Source organism: Photorhabdus hindustanensis (genome assembly GCF_002968995.1).
GTDB classification, from domain to species: Bacteria; Pseudomonadota; Gammaproteobacteria; order Enterobacterales; family Enterobacteriaceae; genus Photorhabdus; species Photorhabdus akhurstii.
Genome location: NZ_PUWT01000009.1, coordinates 23,373 through 40,236 on the forward strand (window position 1 = coordinate 23,373; position 16,864 = coordinate 40,236).

Annotated in this window: 16 protein-coding genes, 1 pseudogene and 1 riboswitch; of the genes and pseudogenes, 8 read left to right on the plus strand and 9 right to left on the minus strand. The window is 44.7% G+C overall.

Translation table 11 applies throughout. The features are described 5' to 3' along the window. Window positions 1–120 precede the first annotated feature (120 nt). From thiH to thiC, 6 genes are read right to left on the minus strand one after another with little or no spacing between them, the layout of a single operon-like run. Window positions 121–1,260, minus strand: a complete 1,140-nt coding sequence (thiH, locus tag C6H66_RS04420; RefSeq protein ID WP_046396160.1) for a 2-iminoacetate synthase ThiH — start codon at window positions 1,258–1,260, stop codon at window positions 121–123. Then, window positions 1,260–2,027 (minus strand): thiazole synthase, encoded by a 768-nt coding sequence (locus C6H66_RS04425; RefSeq protein ID WP_036814780.1) that lies wholly within the window; start codon window positions 2,025–2,027, stop codon window positions 1,260–1,262. The genes thiH and C6H66_RS04425 overlap by 1 nt, the downstream gene beginning before the upstream one ends. A gap of 1 nt (window position 2,028) precedes the next feature. Further along, window positions 2,029–2,229, minus strand: a complete 201-nt coding sequence (gene thiS / locus C6H66_RS04430) for a sulfur carrier protein ThiS (RefSeq protein WP_046396161.1) — start codon at window positions 2,227–2,229, stop codon at window positions 2,029–2,031. Next, window positions 2,226–2,975, minus strand: coding sequence for a HesA/MoeB/ThiF family protein (locus C6H66_RS04435; protein ID WP_046396162.1), 750 nt, complete (start codon window positions 2,973–2,975; stop codon window positions 2,226–2,228). Before C6H66_RS04435 ends, thiS begins: the two co-directional genes overlap by 4 nt. 10 nt (window positions 2,976–2,985) lie before the next feature. Next, complete coding sequence (thiE, locus tag C6H66_RS04440; protein WP_046396163.1) at window positions 2,986–3,636, minus strand: thiamine phosphate synthase; 651 nt, start codon at window positions 3,634–3,636, stop codon at window positions 2,986–2,988. Continuing rightward, on the minus strand, window positions 3,620–5,557 hold the full coding sequence (thiC, locus tag C6H66_RS04445) for a phosphomethylpyrimidine synthase ThiC (protein ID WP_105394899.1): 1,938 nt from the start codon (window positions 5,555–5,557) through the stop codon (window positions 3,620–3,622). Before thiC ends, thiE begins: the two co-directional genes overlap by 17 nt. A gap of 104 nt (window positions 5,558–5,661) precedes the next feature. Continuing rightward, window positions 5,662–5,787: riboswitch (TPP riboswitch) on the minus strand. 791 nt (window positions 5,788–6,578) lie between these two features. On the opposite strand from thiC, the gene C6H66_RS04450 reads away from it, so the two are divergent. Together C6H66_RS04450 and C6H66_RS04455 are read left to right on the plus strand one after the other, a co-directional pair. Beyond that, the gene (locus C6H66_RS04450; RefSeq protein WP_105394900.1) at window positions 6,579–7,553 is read left to right on the plus strand and encodes an Rpn family recombination-promoting nuclease/putative transposase; all 975 of its coding nucleotides are present in this window, start codon (window positions 6,579–6,581) and stop codon (window positions 7,551–7,553) included. 55 nt (window positions 7,554–7,608) lie between these two features. After that, a pseudogene (locus tag C6H66_RS04455) lies at window positions 7,609–7,893 on the plus strand (ISNCY family transposase); the annotation flags it as partial. A gap of 251 nt (window positions 7,894–8,144) precedes the next feature. Here the strand turns inward: C6H66_RS04455 and C6H66_RS04460 are convergent. Next, window positions 8,145–8,807 (minus strand): HAD family hydrolase, encoded by a 663-nt coding sequence (locus tag C6H66_RS04460; RefSeq protein ID WP_046397806.1) that lies wholly within the window; start codon window positions 8,805–8,807, stop codon window positions 8,145–8,147. A gap of 160 nt (window positions 8,808–8,967) precedes the next feature. Here C6H66_RS04460 and nudC point away from each other — a divergent pair, with 160 nt between their 5' ends. The 6 genes from nudC to C6H66_RS04490 all read left to right on the plus strand — a co-directional run bounded on the left by nudC (window position 8,968) and on the right by C6H66_RS04490 (window position 13,418). Then, on the plus strand, window positions 8,968–9,735 hold the full coding sequence (gene nudC / locus C6H66_RS04465; RefSeq protein WP_046397807.1) for an NAD(+) diphosphatase: 768 nt from the start codon (window positions 8,968–8,970) through the stop codon (window positions 9,733–9,735). A gap of 109 nt (window positions 9,736–9,844) precedes the next feature. After that, window positions 9,845–10,909, plus strand: coding sequence for a uroporphyrinogen decarboxylase (hemE, locus tag C6H66_RS04470; RefSeq protein WP_105394901.1), 1,065 nt, complete (start codon window positions 9,845–9,847; stop codon window positions 10,907–10,909). Between the two features lie 4 nt (window positions 10,910–10,913). Beyond that, window positions 10,914–11,582 (plus strand): deoxyribonuclease V, encoded by a 669-nt coding sequence (gene nfi, locus C6H66_RS04475; protein WP_105394902.1) that lies wholly within the window; start codon window positions 10,914–10,916, stop codon window positions 11,580–11,582. A gap of 76 nt (window positions 11,583–11,658) precedes the next feature. Beyond that, window positions 11,659–12,249, plus strand: coding sequence for a YjaG family protein (locus C6H66_RS04480; protein WP_105394903.1), 591 nt, complete (start codon window positions 11,659–11,661; stop codon window positions 12,247–12,249). Window positions 12,250–12,435: 186 nt separating this feature from the next. Further along, window positions 12,436–12,708 carry a nucleoid-associated protein HU-alpha gene (gene hupA / locus C6H66_RS04485; protein WP_012776594.1) on the plus strand — a complete coding sequence of 91 codons (273 nt, stop codon included), beginning with the start codon at window positions 12,436–12,438 and terminating at the stop codon, window positions 12,706–12,708. 68 nt (window positions 12,709–12,776) lie between these two features. Beyond that, the gene (locus C6H66_RS04490; RefSeq protein WP_036781115.1) at window positions 12,777–13,418 is read left to right on the plus strand and encodes a DUF1481 domain-containing protein; all 642 of its coding nucleotides are present in this window, start codon (window positions 12,777–12,779) and stop codon (window positions 13,416–13,418) included. An 18-nt stretch (window positions 13,419–13,436) separates the two neighbouring features. Here C6H66_RS04490 and purD read toward each other — a convergent pair whose 3' ends face one another. Then, entirely contained in the window at window positions 13,437–14,720 is a 1,284-nt protein-coding gene (gene purD, locus C6H66_RS04495) for a phosphoribosylamine--glycine ligase (RefSeq protein ID WP_105394904.1), read from the minus strand. Between the two features lie 22 nt (window positions 14,721–14,742). Continuing rightward, complete coding sequence (gene purH, locus C6H66_RS04500; RefSeq protein ID WP_105394905.1) at window positions 14,743–16,332, minus strand: bifunctional phosphoribosylaminoimidazolecarboxamide formyltransferase/IMP cyclohydrolase; 1,590 nt, start codon at window positions 16,330–16,332, stop codon at window positions 14,743–14,745. Between the last annotated feature and the right edge of the window lie 532 nt (window positions 16,333–16,864).

Below are 16,864 nucleotides of genomic sequence, written 5' to 3' on the forward strand. Positions count from 1 at the left end.
ATATTACTGTCTGGTATTAGCACCAGACAGTTTTCTATATTAAATCCTATTTTTCTGGAGTTATTACCTATTAAGGGCTTTTACTTAAAATCGAATTATTTGAGAAGAGAGAAAATTAAATTATCGGCCTAAATAACCATCCCAATCTTTCCAGACAGGTTGTAACCCGGCTTTAATTAATACTTCCGCGACCTGATAAACAGAACGGTTATCATGCGGCATAAATTGTTCCAATTCTTCGCGGCTATTATCTGCGTAACCACCGGGTTGGGTTTTAGAACCGGCACTAACATTATTAATCGCTAGTGGTATGACATGATCGCGGAAGAATGGAGATTCGCGGGTAGAAATAGAAAGCTCAACATCTGGCGCCAATAAACGAAAAGCACAAATCAGTTGTACCAGTTCTGCTTCACTCATCAGCGATGCAGGCTCAATGCCTCCAGCACAAGGTCGCAAACGTGGGAATGAAATAGAGTAACGGCTCTGCCAATATGTACGTTGTAGAAAGAATAAATGCTCCGCCACCATATAGCAGTCTGTCCGCCAATGATTAGAGAGGCCAATTAGCGCTCCTAAACCGATTTTATCGATTTTTGCCCGACCAAGACGATCGGGTGTTTGTAGTCGCCAGTGAAAATCCCGTTTCTTACCCCGTAGATGATGCAACAGGTAAGTTGGCTCATGATAGGTTTCCTGATAAACCATCACACCATCTAGCCCCAGCGTTTTTAATTCTGAGTACTCTTCCTGTGTCATAGGCTGGACTTCCATCATTATTGAGCTGAAATATTCGCGGATAAGTGGCAGATAGCGGCGGAAATAATCCATACCGACCTTGCCCTGATGTTCTCCGGTGACTAATAACAGATTGTCGAAGCCCAGCGCTTTAATCGCCTGACATTCGGCAATAATTTCATCTTTATTCAGTGTCTTGCGTTTGATGCGGTTACTCATTGAGAACCCGCAATAGGTGCAGTCATTGGCACACAAATTGGAGAGATAGAGCGGCACATAAAAACCGACGGTGTTACCGAAGCGTTGACGAGTCAGTTTCTGTGCCCGTTGTGCCAGTGGTTCGATATAGGATTTCGCAGCCGGAGAGAGCAAAGCCATGAAATCGTCCAGATTTAATTTGTTGTTGCTTAATGCCTGTTCAACATCCTGCGCGGTTTTGCTATTAATGCGAAGGGTAATGTCATCCCAGTCCAACTGCTGCCAGCGGTAACTAAAATGGCTGTTTGTAAGATGATTTGTCATCACAACACTCTCAGGAAATCAGTCAGCGGGCTGGATGCAACAGCATGTTGTTTTGGACTTGCCAGACCAGCTTGAGAGGATAATTCGCCTGCTTCAATCGCCATTTTAAAAGCTTGAGCCATTTTTATGGGATCTCGTGCAACGGCAATTGCGGTGTTGACTAATACGGCATCAGCTCCTAGTTCAATCGCTTCCAGCGCATGGCTTGGTGCGCCGATGCCGGCATCAATAACCACCGGCACTTGTGCTTGCTCGATAATAATTTGCAGGAAATCTCGCGTTAGTAGCCCTTGATTAGAGCCGATCGGTGCGCCTAAAGGCATGACCGCCGCGCAACCCACCTCTTCCAGACGTTTACACAAAACGGGATCAGCACTGCAATAGGGCAGAACGACAAACCCATCTTTGACCAACATTTCCGCGCCTTTGAGTGTTTCAACCGGGTCAGGCAATAAGTATTTCACATCCGGGTGGATCTCCAGTTTGATCCAGTTGGTTGCCAGTGCTTCACGGGCCAGACGGGCGGCAAACAGAGCCTCTTCTGCGGTTTTGGCCCCAGAAGTATTTGGCAGCAATTTGACGCCAAGTTTTTGCAATGGCGCCAAAATAGCGTCATTACCGCTTTGCAAATCAATGCGTTTCATTGCCATCGTGACAAGCTGACTGCCGGAGGCGGCTATAGCTTGAGTCATTACATTTGCATTGGCGAATTTGCCTGTACCGGTAAATAGGCGGGAATGAAAAGTCGTATCAGCAATTTTTAACATATCAACCTCCAGCAATAGCCTGAAATAAAAGGATATTGTCTCCATCATTGATCTGATGCGTATTCCACTCTGAACGCGGAATAATGGTTTGATTAATAGCCAGTGCCATTCCCGGTTGTGTTTGTTTAAGTTGTTCTAGCAATTGCTGTATAGCCAGAGGAGCCATAAGCTCCATCGGCTGGTCGTTTACCGTAATTTTCATGCAATATCTCTGCAAATCGGGCATTGTTGCGACGGGTTAAGTTGTAGTGTGCTCCAGCTTTGCTGTTTACCATCAAACAGTCGGAGCTTGCCGCTTAACGGGGAAGGAAGCCCGGTTAACATTTTGATGGCTTCCAATGCCTGTAATGTGCCGATGATACCGACTACCGGACCTAATACACCCGCAGTCCGGCAATTTCGTAGTGGTTCTTCCTGTTCAGGGTAGAGACAGCTATAGCAGCCATGAAGATAAGGGGGTTCAAATACCATAAGTTGGCCGCTAAAACCGACAGCACTGCCGCTAATCAATGGCTTTCGTGTTGCCACACAAGCGGCATTGATAGCGTGGCGGGTTGTCATGTTGTCACAGCAATCGAGAACCAGATCGACTTGCTTCACGATTGTTGTCAGAGATTCCAGGTCCTGTCGTTGATTAAGGACCATTGTTCTTATCAGCGGATTCAATGCATTGAGTTGATTGGCTGCAAGTTCAGCTTTTGCGGCAGGGATCTCTTCGGTGCGGTAAAGTATTTGCCGTTGTAAATTGGAAATGTGCAATTGGTCATCATCAGCGAGATAAATTGTTCCCACACCTGCCCCGGCCAGATAGAGAGAAGCGGGAGCGCCTAGCCCTCCCAGTCCGACAATCAGTACGCGGCTGGATTTCAGTTTTTCCTGCCCTTCCGGGCCGATATCTTCGAGTAACAGTTGTCGGCTGTAACGCATAAATTCTTGATCATTCAACATAAGAACCTCTCTATCCCTTCAATTCAACGCCTTCAACCAGATGAAGCAGTTGTGCGGTTGCCTGACGCCAATCTTTTGCTTTGGTAATGGCACTAACCAGCGCCACACTGCCGACTCCCGTTGCAATGACATCCGGTACGCGTTCAAGAGAGATGCCTCCGATGGCGACAGTGGGATAGTCTGGCGTGCTTTCTACCTGCCGTTTCAGGGCTGCCAGTCCTTGCGGGGAAGATGGCATCTCTTTGGTCGTGGTTGGGAAAATATGGCCGAGAGCGATATAAGATGGACGCAGGGATTTTGCTCGAGTCAGCTCTTGTTCATCGTGGGTAGAGATTCCTAACCGCAATCCCGCTGTTTGGATGGCGTTCAGATCAGCGATAACTAAATCTTCCTGCCCAAGATGGACACCATAAGCGCCGTGCTTTATTGCCAGTCGCCAGTAGTCGTTGATAAACAAACGAGCGTTGTATTGGCGACTGAGCATAATGGCTTGCTGAATATCTTCTTCCACCTGATCTTCTGGTCGATCTTTAATTCTCAACTGAATTGTGGTGACGCCTGCTTTTAACAAACGGGAAATCCACTCTAGCGAATCCACGACGGGATATAGGCCCAATTTGTATTCAGTTGGGGCAAATGGCGCGTTAGGCAGATTGTTCATGGGATACATCCTCTACGCTGTGATACAACTCGCCACCGTGGGCGCGGAATGCTTCAGACATCTGTTCCATACCTGCGGCATAATCGCGTACTTCCTGAGAAATCTTCATAGAGCAGAATTTAGGTCCACACATAGAACAGAAATGCGCAATTTTTCCGGACGCTTGTGGCAAAGTTTCATCGTGATAGGCGCGAGCAGTATCGGGATCGAGCGCCAGATTAAATTGATCTTCCCAACGAAATTCAAAACGTGCTTTGGACATCGCGTTATCGCGGATTTGTGCGCCGGGATGACCTTTGGCGAGATCGGCGGCATGAGCAGCGATTTTGTAGGTAATCAGCCCTTGTTTAACATCGTCTTTGTTTGGCAAACCGAGATGCTCTTTTGGCGTCACATAACAGAGCATGGCGCAGCCAAACCAGCCAATCATGGCTGCGCCGATACCGGAAGTAAAATGGTCATAACCCGGTGCAATATCTGTTGTCAGTGGGCCAAGAGTATAGAAAGGGGCTTCGTGACAATGCTCTAATTCTTCCGTTATATTGCGGCGGATCATCTGCATAGGAATATGCCCAGGACCTTCTATCATCACCTGAACATCATATTCCCAGGCAATTTTAGTCAGTTCACCTAATGTGTGCAGTTCTGCAAACTGCGCTTCATCATTAGCATCCTGAATAGAACCGGGGCGCAGACCGTCTCCCAATGATAGGGAAACATCATAAGCGGCGCAGATTTCACAAATTTCATGGAAATGTTGGTAGAGGAAGTTTTCTTGATGATGAGACAGACACCATTTCGCTATAATTGAACCACCGCGGGAGACAATCCCGGTGAGGCGTTTGGCTGTCATCGGTACATAGCGCAGTAATACACCGGCATGAATGGTGAAGTAATCAACTCCTTGTTCCGCTTGTTCCAGCAAGGTATCACGGAACATTTCCCAGGTGAGATTTTCCGCGACGCCATTGACTTTCTCCAGCGCCTGATAAATAGGGACTGTGCCGATAGGTACCGGGCTATTACGTAAGATCCATTCGCGGGTTTCGTGGATATAACGGCCTGTGGAGAGATCCATGACCGTATCTGCGCCCCAGCGAGTAGACCAGATTAACTTTTCTACTTCTTCCTCAATAGAAGAGGTGACGGAAGAGTTACCGATATTAGCGTTAACCTTCACCAGAAAATTGCGGCCAATAATCATCGGTTCTGATTCAGGGTGATTAATATTGGCAGGAATAATGGCCCGACCGGCTGCGACTTCCTGACGGACAAATTCTGGCGTGATATTTTCCGGCAACTGAGCGCCAAAACTTTGTCCGGCATGTTGTTGGCGTAACACATCACCGTGGATACGTTCACGTCCCATATTTTCCCGCAGTGCGATAAATTCCATTTCCGGCGTGATGATGCCTTTACGGGCATAGTGCAGTTGAGTAACGCATTTGCCTTCATGGGCTTTTAATGGATGGGGGCGATGATTGAAACGTAAATGATCGAGACCGGCATCCGCCAGGCGTTGCTGAGTAAAATCGGAGCCGAGGGAGGCAACAGGTTCAGTATCTTGGCGTTCATCGATCCACGGTTGGCGTAGCTTGGTTAACCCTATATGTACATCCAGTTTGGCATCAGGATCGCCATAAGCGCCGGAAGTATCATAAATCGGAATGGCTTCATTTTCCTCATACTGAGGTTCTTCTTTGGTTCCGCCAATTAACGTGGGCGATAACTGAATTTCGCGCATTGGAACCTGAATATCTTCGTGTGAACCTTGCAGATAAATACGTCGTGAATTTGGGAATGTCACGCCTTGAATAGAATTAATAAATTCCTGAGCAGCATCGCGTTGAGCTTTACGCGGGCGTGCCGGATTGGGTTTTGGTGAAATATCGGTTGTAGGGATAAAAGTATTATGAGACATAGCAAATTCCTAACTGTGTTATTGGGAAAGTTGCTTGTCTGGAGCTCGCAGGGAGTAATGGTTGATGGCTAGACAGGCCCGTAAAAAATTGGGTGGACCGACAGCGGTTGATTACTCTTGTTCCCTTCGCAGGTATTAACCCGATCAGGTTCCGCGGATCCCGAATTAACGGTCTCAGCCTGTGTATGCTGCGATAAAACAGCTTACTCTAGGCACTCCGACAAGAAAACAAACAGTAGTATAGAAGGGATTATGAAAACTACAACCCTTACTGATTGAAAGTATTTACAGTGACCAGGTTAATTGTTTTTAGCTATGTTGCTGATTGTTTTGTGATCGATTTATCATGTTTATTAATTTTTTAGTGAATAAATGGAAAAATTTCCTTATGTTAAATAATGTTTGGCTAAGCATTAATTTTTTAACTACAACTTGTTAAGGAAATAAGGCATGAAAAACTTTGATTCATCTAAAGTGGTTAAAGTTAAATTACCATTGTCGGGTTGGGTTGTTTCATGAAGATGGTGGACCAATGTTCGATATATTTCATGCCTATTTTGTACCTAACTGTATTTGTCAAATTTTATATAAAATGTCTAATATATATTTCGATATTTATGAGGAAGAAATTAGATTACGGTTTAATACTGCATTGAAAAAATTCTTGGATACAAAAGAGATAATAGATCATCTGGCGGGAATTTAGTCCAATTTTTTCGATCTGAACATCCAAGATTAACGGACAGATAAGTAATAAATATTTTGATGAGGGGGGATGTTATTATGAGAATGCAGGTTAAAACTCATTGAAATGAATGGGTTTCATAAAGTAGTTGTTGTAAATATAATATTTTATCGTTTTTTATTTTCTGATATTTGATTTTTTAGGCTCTTCTATTAATGCATTCGATAAAGATTTGCCTGAGGAAATCTGAGACAATGTTTTTTGTAACTTGGTAGAAATACTATACCTTGACAATGAGTGGTAATGACTAACTGATAAAGACAGAGAAACAAGATTGTGGCAAAGAAAGAAAAACAGCCTCACCATGATTCGTTATTCAAGCATTTTTTAACGCAGCCTGAAACGGCCAAAGAGTTTTTATCCCTTTATCTGCCCGAAGAGGTTCAGTTGTTGTGTGATTTAGCCACATTGAAACTGGAGTCCGGCAGTTTTGTGGATCGGCATTTACGTCAACTGCACAGTGATGTGCTGTATTCGGTTGAAACGGTCCGGGGACAGGGCTATATCTATTGTCTGATTGAGCATCAGTCTACCCCTGACCCGCTGATGGCCTGGCGGCTGATGTATTATGCCATGTTAGCAATGGCGGCCCACCTGAAGAAAGGCCATACTGAACTCCCTTTGGTGGCGCCGCTGCTGTTTTATCATGGGGAGGTTCGGCCGTATCCTTATTCAAACCGGTGGCTGGATTGTTTTACGCTCCCTGAACAGGCTGCCCGTTTATACCATCAGGCGTTTCCGTTGGTGGACGTCAGTGCGCTCAGCGATGAAGAGATCCTGACGCATAAAGGCGTTGCCCTGATGGAACTGGTGCAAAAACACATTCGCTGCCGGGATATGCAGGAATGGCTCCTCCAATTGGTGGAACTCTTGAATGCAGGGTATAATACAACCGAGCAGCGCAATGTGGTGTTACGCTATATTTTACTGAATGGGCATACGCTGGATCTCTCCCAATTTGTCCATCAACTGATTGAACAATCTCCGGAGCATGAAACGATGTTGATGACTATTGCAGAACAGCTTGAACAAAAAGGGCTTGAGCGTGGTATTGAACTAGGCCGAGAAGAAGGTATTGAGCTAGGCCGAGAGAAAGGTATTGAGCTAGGTCGAGAGGAAGGTATTGAACTAGGCCGAGAGAAAGGTAAAGTGGAAACGGCTCGTGCCTTATTACGGCATGGCGTGAGTTTAGACATTATTGTCACCAGTACCGGACTGAGCCGGGATAAAATTGAAGCGTTAAAGCATTAAATTAATCTTCTCTTTTACAGTAAAATGCCGATATTCAAGATCGGCATTTTTGTTTTTATTTTTACTGAATGGGCATACGCTGGATCTCTCCCAATTTGTCCATCAACTGATTGAACAATCTCCGGAGCATGAAACGATGTTGATGACTATTGCAGAACAGCTTGAACAAAAAGGGCTTGAGCGTGGTATTGAACTAGGTCGAGAAGAAGGTATTGAACTAGGCCGAGAGAAAGGTAAAGTGGAAACGGCTCGTGCCTTATTGCGGCATGGCGTGAGTTTGGACATTATTGTCACCAGTACCGGACTGAGCCGGGATAGAATTGAAGCGTTAAAGCATTAAATTCATCTTCTCTTTTACAGTAAAATGCCGATATTCAAGATCGGCATTTTTGTTTTTATTTATAGGGAGCGAAATGACACCTTAAGAGCATAGGGAACGCGATTAGGTGGGTTGTTTGCGGAAACAAAATGACTTGTTCTGTTTCGTCAAGACCTCAATTTTATTGCAATATTCTCCCCAGCAATTGGGTTGTCTGTTGAAAGATAACGGGTAATTATGGAAACCATAAACCCATTACTGATTGAAAGTATTTACAGTGACCAGATTAATTGTTTCCAGCCATGTTGTTGTGCTTCGGCTTTTAAACGGGCATCGGCATTGACTGTAATTACTTCGTCGGCAAACTGACACATTGGGAGATCATTAATTGAATCACTGTAAAAGCGGATAATTTCAGGATGGCTATTTTGCTGTTCCAGCCACTGTTTTATCCGTTTTACTTTACCTTCACGAAAAGTCGCAATGCCATCTATTTTGCCGGTATAACAGCCATTTTCCATTACCATATCAATGCCCAGTACCGTGTGAATACCCAATTCAGTAGCAATCTTTTTTACAATAAAAGAGACAGTAGCTGAGATAATAATGATTGGAATTTGTTGCTGTTGATATTCCGTAATTAGGGCTTTGGCTTGTGGATAAAATCGCGGTTTAATTTTTTCGTTAACAAATTCAGTCAGCCAAAGATCAACTTGTTCTTGTGGAATTTGATGCAGTGTTTGCAGACTAAATGCCAGATAACCACTCATATCCAGTGAGCCTGCGCCGTAATCCGTCGTCATTTTTTTATCTGCTTCAATAAAGCTTGGATCGGTAATGATGCCTTTTTCCCATAAAAACTCGGTCCATATAGCGCTGGAATCACCGGAAATTAAGGTGTCATCCAGATCAAACACGGCAAGCAGTTGTGGCATGGTGTTGTGCTCCTCGGGCCAAAGAATATTAATAGTTGAGAATAATGCCTATTACTGTCAAAGCGGGCAATACGATCTTGACGATAATAATAAAGCACGCTTTTTTGATTAAAAAGTGTATGATTTATACAGATATTAAAATTAAGATGTCATAGTGATGATGCAACAACAAATTACAGGTACAGAACGTGGCTGGTGGGTTATCAGCGATGAAAATCGTATTTGGCTCCCTAAAGGCGAATTACCTTTTGGAATAGCAACTCAATGGTCACTACAAGAAAAAATAGCCTTGCCTATCGGTGAGTGGCAAGGTGAGAAAGTTTGGCTTATTCGTCAGAAAATGGCTGCAAATATGGTTTCTTTACGGCAGATTGTTAAAGATGATCGTGGCTTGTTTCAATTAGCTGGCCGAGGAGTGCAATTGGCGGAGTTTTATCGCTCTCACAAATATTGTGGTTATTGCGGTAATAAAATGTACCATTGTGTCAGTGAATGGGCTTGTCTGTGTCATCACTGCCACGAACGTTATTATCCGCAGATAGCGCCTTGTATTATTGTCGGTATTCGTCGGGATGATCATATTTTGTTGGCTCAACATCAACGCCATCGTGGAGGCATTTACACCGTACTTGCGGGATTTGTCGAAGTCGGTGAAACACTGGAAGAAGCTGTGGCTCGTGAAGTGATGGAAGAGAGTAATATTAAAATTCGCAACTTACGTTATGTGGCTTCTCAACCGTGGCCTTTTCCTCATTCATTGATGATGGCATTTCTGGCTGATTATGACAGTGGGGAGATCCGTCATGATCCGAAAGAGCTGATTAGTGCGGATTGGTATCACTATGAGCAACTGCCATTGATCCCACCACCCAATACTATTGCTCGTCGGTTGATTGAAGATACGATTGTTCTGTGCCGAAATGCGTAATCTACAGTTTGGCGCAATTCAACGGGAGAGATCTACCTGTCATGTTACAATGACGCCTAATCAATTGTAGTCAGATTATATTGCGGCCAATAAATAGATGGAGCCTGTCATGAATGAGCTGAAAAACGACCGTTATTTGCGAGCTTTATTACGTCAACCTGTTGATGTTACACCTGTTTGGATGATGAGACAGGCTGGTCGTTATTTGCCTGAGTATCAAGCTACCCGTGCTGAAGCTGGTGATTTTATTTCTCTATGTAAAAATACGGAACTTGCCTGCGAAGTCACTTTGCAACCTTTACGGCGCTATTCGCTAGATGCAGCGATTCTCTTCTCTGATATTCTCACCATTCCTGATGCTATGGGGCTGGGGCTCTATTTTGAAGCAGGTGAAGGTCCGCGTTTTAAATCTCCCATTTTAAATCGCGCCGATGTGGAAAAACTGTCGGTGCCTGATCCGGAAATGGAGCTGGGTTATGTGATGGATGCAGTACGTGCGATTCGTAAGGCACTGGCGGGGCAGGTTCCTCTAATTGGCTTTTCCGGTAGTCCGTGGACACTGGCGACTTATATGGTGGAAGGTGGCAGCAGTAAGGCATTCACTAAAATCAAAAAAATGATGTATGTCGAACCTGCCGTAATGCATCTATTGCTGGATAAGCTGGCAGACAGCGTTATTCTTTATCTCAATGCTCAGATTAAAGCAGGCGCTCAGTCTGTAATGGTTTTTGATACTTGGGGCGGAGTGCTGACGGGGCGGGATTATCGGGAATTTTCCTTGCATTATATGCACAAGATTGTTGATGGCCTGATCCGTGAAAATGAAGGTCGTCGTGTGCCGGTGACACTGTTTACTAAAGGTGGCGGACAATGGCTGGAAGCAATGGCTGAAACCGGTTGTGATGCGCTTGGTCTGGATTGGACGACAGATATTGCCGATGCACGTCGTCGTGTGGGAAATAAAGTTGCTTTGCAGGGCAACATGGACCCATCCATGTTATACGCTTCTCCAGAGCGCATTGAACAGGAAGTTTCGACAATTTTGCAAGGTTTTGGCGCGGGTTCTGGTCATGTCTTTAACCTTGGTCATGGTATCCATCAGGATGTACTGCCGGAACACGCAGGTGTATTTGTTGAGGCTGTACATAACCTTTCAACTAAATATCATCAGTAAGCATATGATTAATACGAAAGCATTACGTCAGGAACAAGTAGAAAAGGCTCAACAGGTTATCCGCTATGATGATTTTCCCCTACCTAAATTGATTGCTGGCGCTGATGTGGGCTTTGAACAGCAAGGGACGATCACCCGCGCAGCGATAGCGGTTCTCTCTTATCCTGCCCTTGAACTGATGGAATATCAGATAGCCCGAATTGAAACTACTCTGCCTTATATTCCCGGTTTACTCTCTTTCCGTGAATACCCTGCATTAATGGCTGCCTGGCAGTTGTTGAAACACATACCTGATCTGGTGATGGTGGATGGTCATGGCATTGCTCATCCACGCCGTTTAGGTGTTGCCAGCCATTTTGGTTTATTAGCAAATGTACCTACAATTGGTGTGGCAAAACGTCGTTTATGTGGTGAAAGTGAACTATTGGGAGAACAGCCCGGCAGTTGCCAACCTTTGATTGATAAAGAAGAGCAGATTGGTTGGGTATGGCGGAGTAAAAAACGTTGTAATCCGTTGTATATTTCTACAGGGCACCGAGTCAGTCTTGATAGTGCGTTGTTATGGGTGGAACGTTGTATGAAAGGCTATCGGCTGCCTGAAACAACCCGTTGGGCAGATGGCGCAGCCTCAAATAGGTCGTTTTTTGAACGAATGATACAGAAAAATCCTTAAATTCGGTGTAAGCGTGTGGATATTCTTGAATTTCAGGTAAACTGCGGAGCAAATTGTGCATAATGAGTAAAAACTAATGTTACGAAACCCGATACATTTACGGCTGGAAAAACTTGAAAGCTGGCAGCATCTGACCTTTATGGCAAGTCTGTGCGAACGGATGTATCCAAATTACCAGATGTTCTGTCTTCAGACGGCGTTTGCAGAACCGGCTCTTTACCGCCGTATTCTGGATTTGGTGTGGGAAATATTAGTTGTAAAAGATGCCAAAGTGAATTTTGATAATCAGCTGGAAAAGTTGGAACAAGCTATTCCCTCAGCGGATGATTACGATATTTACGGTGTGTACCCGGCGATTGATGCATGTATTGCATTAGGGGAAACTGTTCATGCTCGTCTGAGTGGTGAAACATTGGAGCATGCAATTGCAGTGAGTGAAATTTCAATTCGCACCGTTGCTATGCTTGAAATGACTCAGGCCGGGAAAGAAATGACCGATGAAGAACTGAAAATGTTACCTGCTATTGAACAAGAGTGGGATATCCAATGGGAAATTTATCGCTTATTGGTTAGCTGCGAAGAGCGGGATATTGAGTTGATTAAAGGATTGAAAGCTGACCTCCGGGAGTCAGGAACGAGCAACATTGGCATAAATTTAACGCAGTAAAGTGAAAAAACGTGATTTAATGCTTTAAATGCCATGTTCAAAGGCTTCACTTTTGCCCCCACTCTGTTCTACATTTGGGGGGTGAAAAGAAGTGGCTATCGGTGCGTGTATGCAGGGGTGCTGTCATTCGGCATATCCGTCGCACTCGATGCTTTGCAAACGATAAACACACTGTAAGGATAATCTATGAATAAGACTGAATTAGTTGATGCAATCGCAGAAAGCACAGACCTGACTAAAGCTCAGGCAAAGGCTGCTCTGGAATCAACTTTGAATGCAATCACCGAATCCCTGAAAGCGGGTGATTCAGTACAACTGGTAGGTTTTGGGACTTTCAAAGTTAACCATCGTGCAGAACGTACGGGTCGTAACCCGCAAACCGGTAAAGAAATTACAATCGCGGCTGCAAACGTACCTGCTTTCTCTGCTGGTAAGGCTTTGAAAGACGCAGTTAAATAATTTCATTGCAAAAAAGAAAAAATAGAAGGGGTATTATTTATCCCCTTTTGTTGGTTCGTCAGGGGCTGATGACACTAGGATTCGTCTTCGCGCTCAGCGCCTGTACCAATCAACCTAAACAACCTTCTTTCAGCGCAAGTGGATTCATTGCAGATGATGGCGTTGTCCGCTTGTGGCGTCTCAACGATCAGGATAGTAAACCTCGGGTGCTGATGAGTGTTTACAGCCCCTACCGTAATGACAATACCGTTGTGACTTTTTATGAATATAAACAGGGCGATTTGCGCCAAATTCGTCGTGAAATTTTGAGTGATAAAAATCCACTGTCTGAACAACTTCGTTTGGATAAATCCGGTGAGGTGATTTTTATGCAAAAGCAGTCGAAAGCGCGGCGTGAACTCCTCTCCAGCGATGATATTGTTCGTATGCAGTTTGACGCTAAACGAACGCTTGAATTAAGTGACGCGTTGATCGTGGGAAATGTACGTTTGATGCAAGGGCACTGGAATAACGGTAAAGTTACTACCTGTGCAGGTGAAACGATTTCTGTAGAGTTTGAACCTTACGCGAGGTCATGGCTTGAACAGCGCGAAAAAAGCAGCTACGGCCAATTAACCATTGCTTGGTTGGAAGCGCCTGTTGGCCGAGAATTATTGTTGGTAGCCAATAATGACTTTTGTCGTTGGGAACCGACGAAGGACAGCCTCTGACCTTCGTCAGTTTTATGATTACTTCAATCGGTTAATTGCTCGATATCCGATATCCTTACGGTAAAAACAGTTATTCCATTCAATCTCTTCTGCTTGTTGGTAGGCATTTTTCTGTGCATCTATAATGGTTTCACCCAATGCTGTAACACACAGAACGCGTCCACCGGCGGTAATAACTTCACTACCTTTCACTGCCGTACCTGCATGGAAAACCTTGCTACTTTCATTTTCTTGTTGGGGCAAGCCATGAATAATATCCCCTTTGTGATAATCAGCAGGATACCCGCCGGCAGCGAGTACCACACCCAGAGCAGGGCGTTCATCCCAATGAGAAGTTTTACCCGCAAGCTCTCCTTTTGCACCAGCTAGACAGAGTTCAACAAGATCAGAGCGCATACGCATCATGATGGGTTGAGTTTCCGGATCACCAAAGCGACAGTTAAATTCAATGACTTTTGGTTCGCCATTTTCGTTGATCATCAAGCCAGCATAAAGAAAACCGGTATAGACATGATCCTCAGCAGCCATACCATTAACGGTAGGATAAATAATCTCTTCCATAATACGTTGGTGGATTTCATCGGTGACGACCGCAGCGGGAGAATAGGCTCCCATACCGCCGGTATTTGGACCCGTGTCACCGTCACCTATGCGTTTATGATCCTGACTGGTCGCCATTGGAATAACATTCTTGCCATCGACCATAACGATAAAACTAGCTTCTTCACCCGTTAAAAGTTCTTCAATAACAATACGGTGGCCTGCATCACCAAACGCATTTCCTGCTAGCATATCTTTGATGGCGGATTGGGCTTCTTCCAGTGTCATCGCAACAATCACACCTTTACCCGCAGCCAGCCCGTCAGCTTTTATAACAATAGGGACGCCGACTTTATCCAGGTAAGCAAGAGCCGGTTCGATTTCTGTGAAATTCTGGTAAGCCGCAGTTGGGATTTGATGGCGCGCCAGAAAATCTTTGGTGAAGGCTTTTGAACCTTCTAATTGAGCGGCCGCCTGAGTTGGGCCAAAAATAGTTAACCCGGCTTTTTGGAATGCATCGACAATACCCATCACCAATGGCGCTTCCGGGCCAACGATAGTCAGCCCAATATCATGGCTTTGTGCAAATACCAACAAGCCGTTGATATCTGTCGCTGAGATGTCAATATTTTCGAGATTGCTTTCTAGAGCCGTTCCCGCATTTCCTGGAGCGACATAGACTTTATCAGCTAAAGGAGATTGGGCTGCTTTCCATGCCAGAGCATGTTCGCGTCCACCGCTACCAACAATTAAAATATTCATCAGATTAACTCCTGCTTATTGATTAGTGGCGAAAGTGGCGCATGCCGGTGAAAATCATAGCAATACCGTGTTCATCAGCCGCGGCAATCACTTCGTCGTCACGGATTGAACCGCCGGGTTGGATAATGCAACTCACGCCGACAACTGCGGCGGCATCAATACCGTCACGGAATGGGAAAAATGCGTCAGACGCCATTGCACATCCCTGAACTTCCAAGCCTTCATCGGCTGCTTTGATCCCTGCAATTTTTGCGGAATAGACACGGCTCATTTGGCCTGCGCCAATACCGATGGTCATATCATTTTTTGCGTAAACAATGGCATTGGATTTGACAAATTTAGCAACCTTCCAGCAGAACAGAGCATCTTTCATTTCTTGCTCAGTAGGTTGACGTTTGGAAACTACACGTAAGTTAGTTGCTGCTACCATCCCAAGATCGCGATCTTGTACCAACAGACCTCCATTAACTCGTTTAAAATCAAGGCCAGCAATTCGGGTTTCCCATTCACCACATACCAGAACGCGGACATTTTGCTTAGTAGCCAATATCGGCAGTGCCTCTTCATCTACTGAGGGGGCGATAATCACCTCTACAAATTGGCGGTCGATAATGGTTTGTGCGGTCTTAGCATCAAGTTCACGGTTGAAAGCAATAATACCGCCGAAAGCGGAGGTTGGATCTGTTTTGAATGCGCGATCATAAGCTTCGTGAATATCTTTCCCAATGGCTACACCGCAGGGGTTAGCATGCTTAACAATAACGCATGCAGGTTCTGTGAATTCTTTAACGCATTCCAGGGCTGCATCTGTATCTGCAATGTTATTATAGGAAAGAGCTTTACCTTGTAACTGAGTTGCAGTTGCAATAGATGATTCAGAGAGATTCTCTTCTATATAGAAGGCAGCATCCTGATGACTGTTCTCACCGTAGCGCATATCCTGCTTTTTAATAAAATTCAAATTCAGAGTACGGGGGAAACGTCCTGATGGCTGAGTAGTATCACCATAATAAGGAGGAACCAGTTTGCCAAAATAGTTAGCAATCATGCTGTCATAAGCAGCGGTGTGTTCAAAAGCCTTAATGGCTAAATCGAAGCGGGTCGATTGTGTTAATGACCCCTGATTGTTATCCATCTCTTCAATGATTTTTTCATAATCATTACTATTAACCACAATTGCTACATCTTTATGGTTCTTAGCCGCAGAACGAACCATCGTTGGGCCGCCGATATCAATGTTTTCAACAGCATCTGCTAAAGTGCAATCGGGTTTAGCTACGGTCTGGGCGAATGGATATAGATTCACAACCACCATATCGATCGGTGAGATTTGGTGTTGTGCCATGATTTCATCATCTTGTCCACGGCGGCCAAGGATTCCGCCATGTACTTTAGGATGCAACGTCTTAACACGGCCATCCATCATTTCAGGAAAGCCGGTGTAATCTGAAACTTCAGTAACCTTTAGATCTGATTCAGCGAGTAAACGAGCTGTGCCACCAGTGGAAAGCAATTCGACACCGCGTTGAGATAAGGCTTTTGCAAATTCAACAACCCCTGATTTATCGGAAACACTAAGCAGGGCACGACGGATTGGACGAAGCTGTTGCATGGATTTGATCCCTTGGATTTTGTAAGGCAGTAAGCAGTAACATGTTATTGGGAAGAACCCACTATATCAGGACATAAAAAATGGGCACTGCAATAACATTTCAATATAGTCAGATAAAATCGCTTGATGATTTTAACCACCGGATTGTAACGAAAACGTTTGCGTGATGCTCGATAAATTTTCATCCAACTAGCCATTTGTGGATAAATCTGTTGGTAAGTAGGTATAAGGTGGCGTGTTGCTGTGGAATTAATCAAACGATCAATTTTTTTCAAAATAATTATTGCCAGCGCCAGAGAACTCCCTATAATGCGCCACCACTGACCGACACAACGCTGATAAACATTGTGAGGTCGGGCAGAGAGAAAGCGAATAAGCGCTTGACTCTGCGGGCGAACAGCGTAGTATACGCAGCCCGGCTGAACGAGAATATGATTTTTTGATTCAGCCTGCTCTTTAACAATTAATCAGACAATCTGTGTGGGCACTCACAAGACCGTATCACAAAAAAAATACGTTTTAAAGTCTTGAA

What these genes read in the sequence shown, in the direction of transcription:
- thiH (WP_046396160.1), bottom strand. Translation starts at nt 1,260, where the DNA reads ATGACAAATCATCTTACAAACAGCCATTTTAGTTACCGCTGGCAGCAG.
- C6H66_RS04425 (WP_036814780.1), bottom strand. Translation starts at nt 2,027, where the DNA reads ATGTTAAAAATTGCTGATACGACTTTTCATTCCCGCCTATTTACCGGT.
- thiS (WP_046396161.1), bottom strand. Translation starts at nt 2,229, where the DNA reads ATGAAAATTACGGTAAACGACCAGCCGATGGAGCTTATGGCTCCTCTG.
- C6H66_RS04435 (WP_046396162.1), bottom strand. Translation starts at nt 2,975, where the DNA reads ATGTTGAATGATCAAGAATTTATGCGTTACAGCCGACAACTGTTACTC.
- thiE (WP_046396163.1), bottom strand. Translation starts at nt 3,636, where the DNA reads ATGAACAATCTGCCTAACGCGCCATTTGCCCCAACTGAATACAAATTG.
- thiC (WP_105394899.1), bottom strand. Translation starts at nt 5,557, where the DNA reads ATGTCTCATAATACTTTTATCCCTACAACCGATATTTCACCAAAACCC.
- C6H66_RS04460 (WP_046397806.1), bottom strand. Translation starts at nt 8,807, where the DNA reads ATGCCACAACTGCTTGCCGTGTTTGATCTGGATGACACCTTAATTTCC.
- nudC (WP_046397807.1), top strand. Translation starts at nt 8,968, where the DNA reads ATGCAACAACAAATTACAGGTACAGAACGTGGCTGGTGGGTTATCAGC.
- hemE (WP_105394901.1), top strand. Translation starts at nt 9,845, where the DNA reads ATGAATGAGCTGAAAAACGACCGTTATTTGCGAGCTTTATTACGTCAA.
- nfi (WP_105394902.1), top strand. Translation starts at nt 10,914, where the DNA reads ATGATTAATACGAAAGCATTACGTCAGGAACAAGTAGAAAAGGCTCAA.
- C6H66_RS04480 (WP_105394903.1), top strand. Translation starts at nt 11,659, where the DNA reads ATGTTACGAAACCCGATACATTTACGGCTGGAAAAACTTGAAAGCTGG.
- hupA (WP_012776594.1), top strand. Translation starts at nt 12,436, where the DNA reads ATGAATAAGACTGAATTAGTTGATGCAATCGCAGAAAGCACAGACCTG.
- C6H66_RS04490 (WP_036781115.1), top strand. Translation starts at nt 12,777, where the DNA reads ATGACACTAGGATTCGTCTTCGCGCTCAGCGCCTGTACCAATCAACCT.
- purD (WP_105394904.1), bottom strand. Translation starts at nt 14,720, where the DNA reads ATGAATATTTTAATTGTTGGTAGCGGTGGACGCGAACATGCTCTGGCA.
- purH (WP_105394905.1), bottom strand. Translation starts at nt 16,332, where the DNA reads ATGCAACAGCTTCGTCCAATCCGTCGTGCCCTGCTTAGTGTTTCCGAT.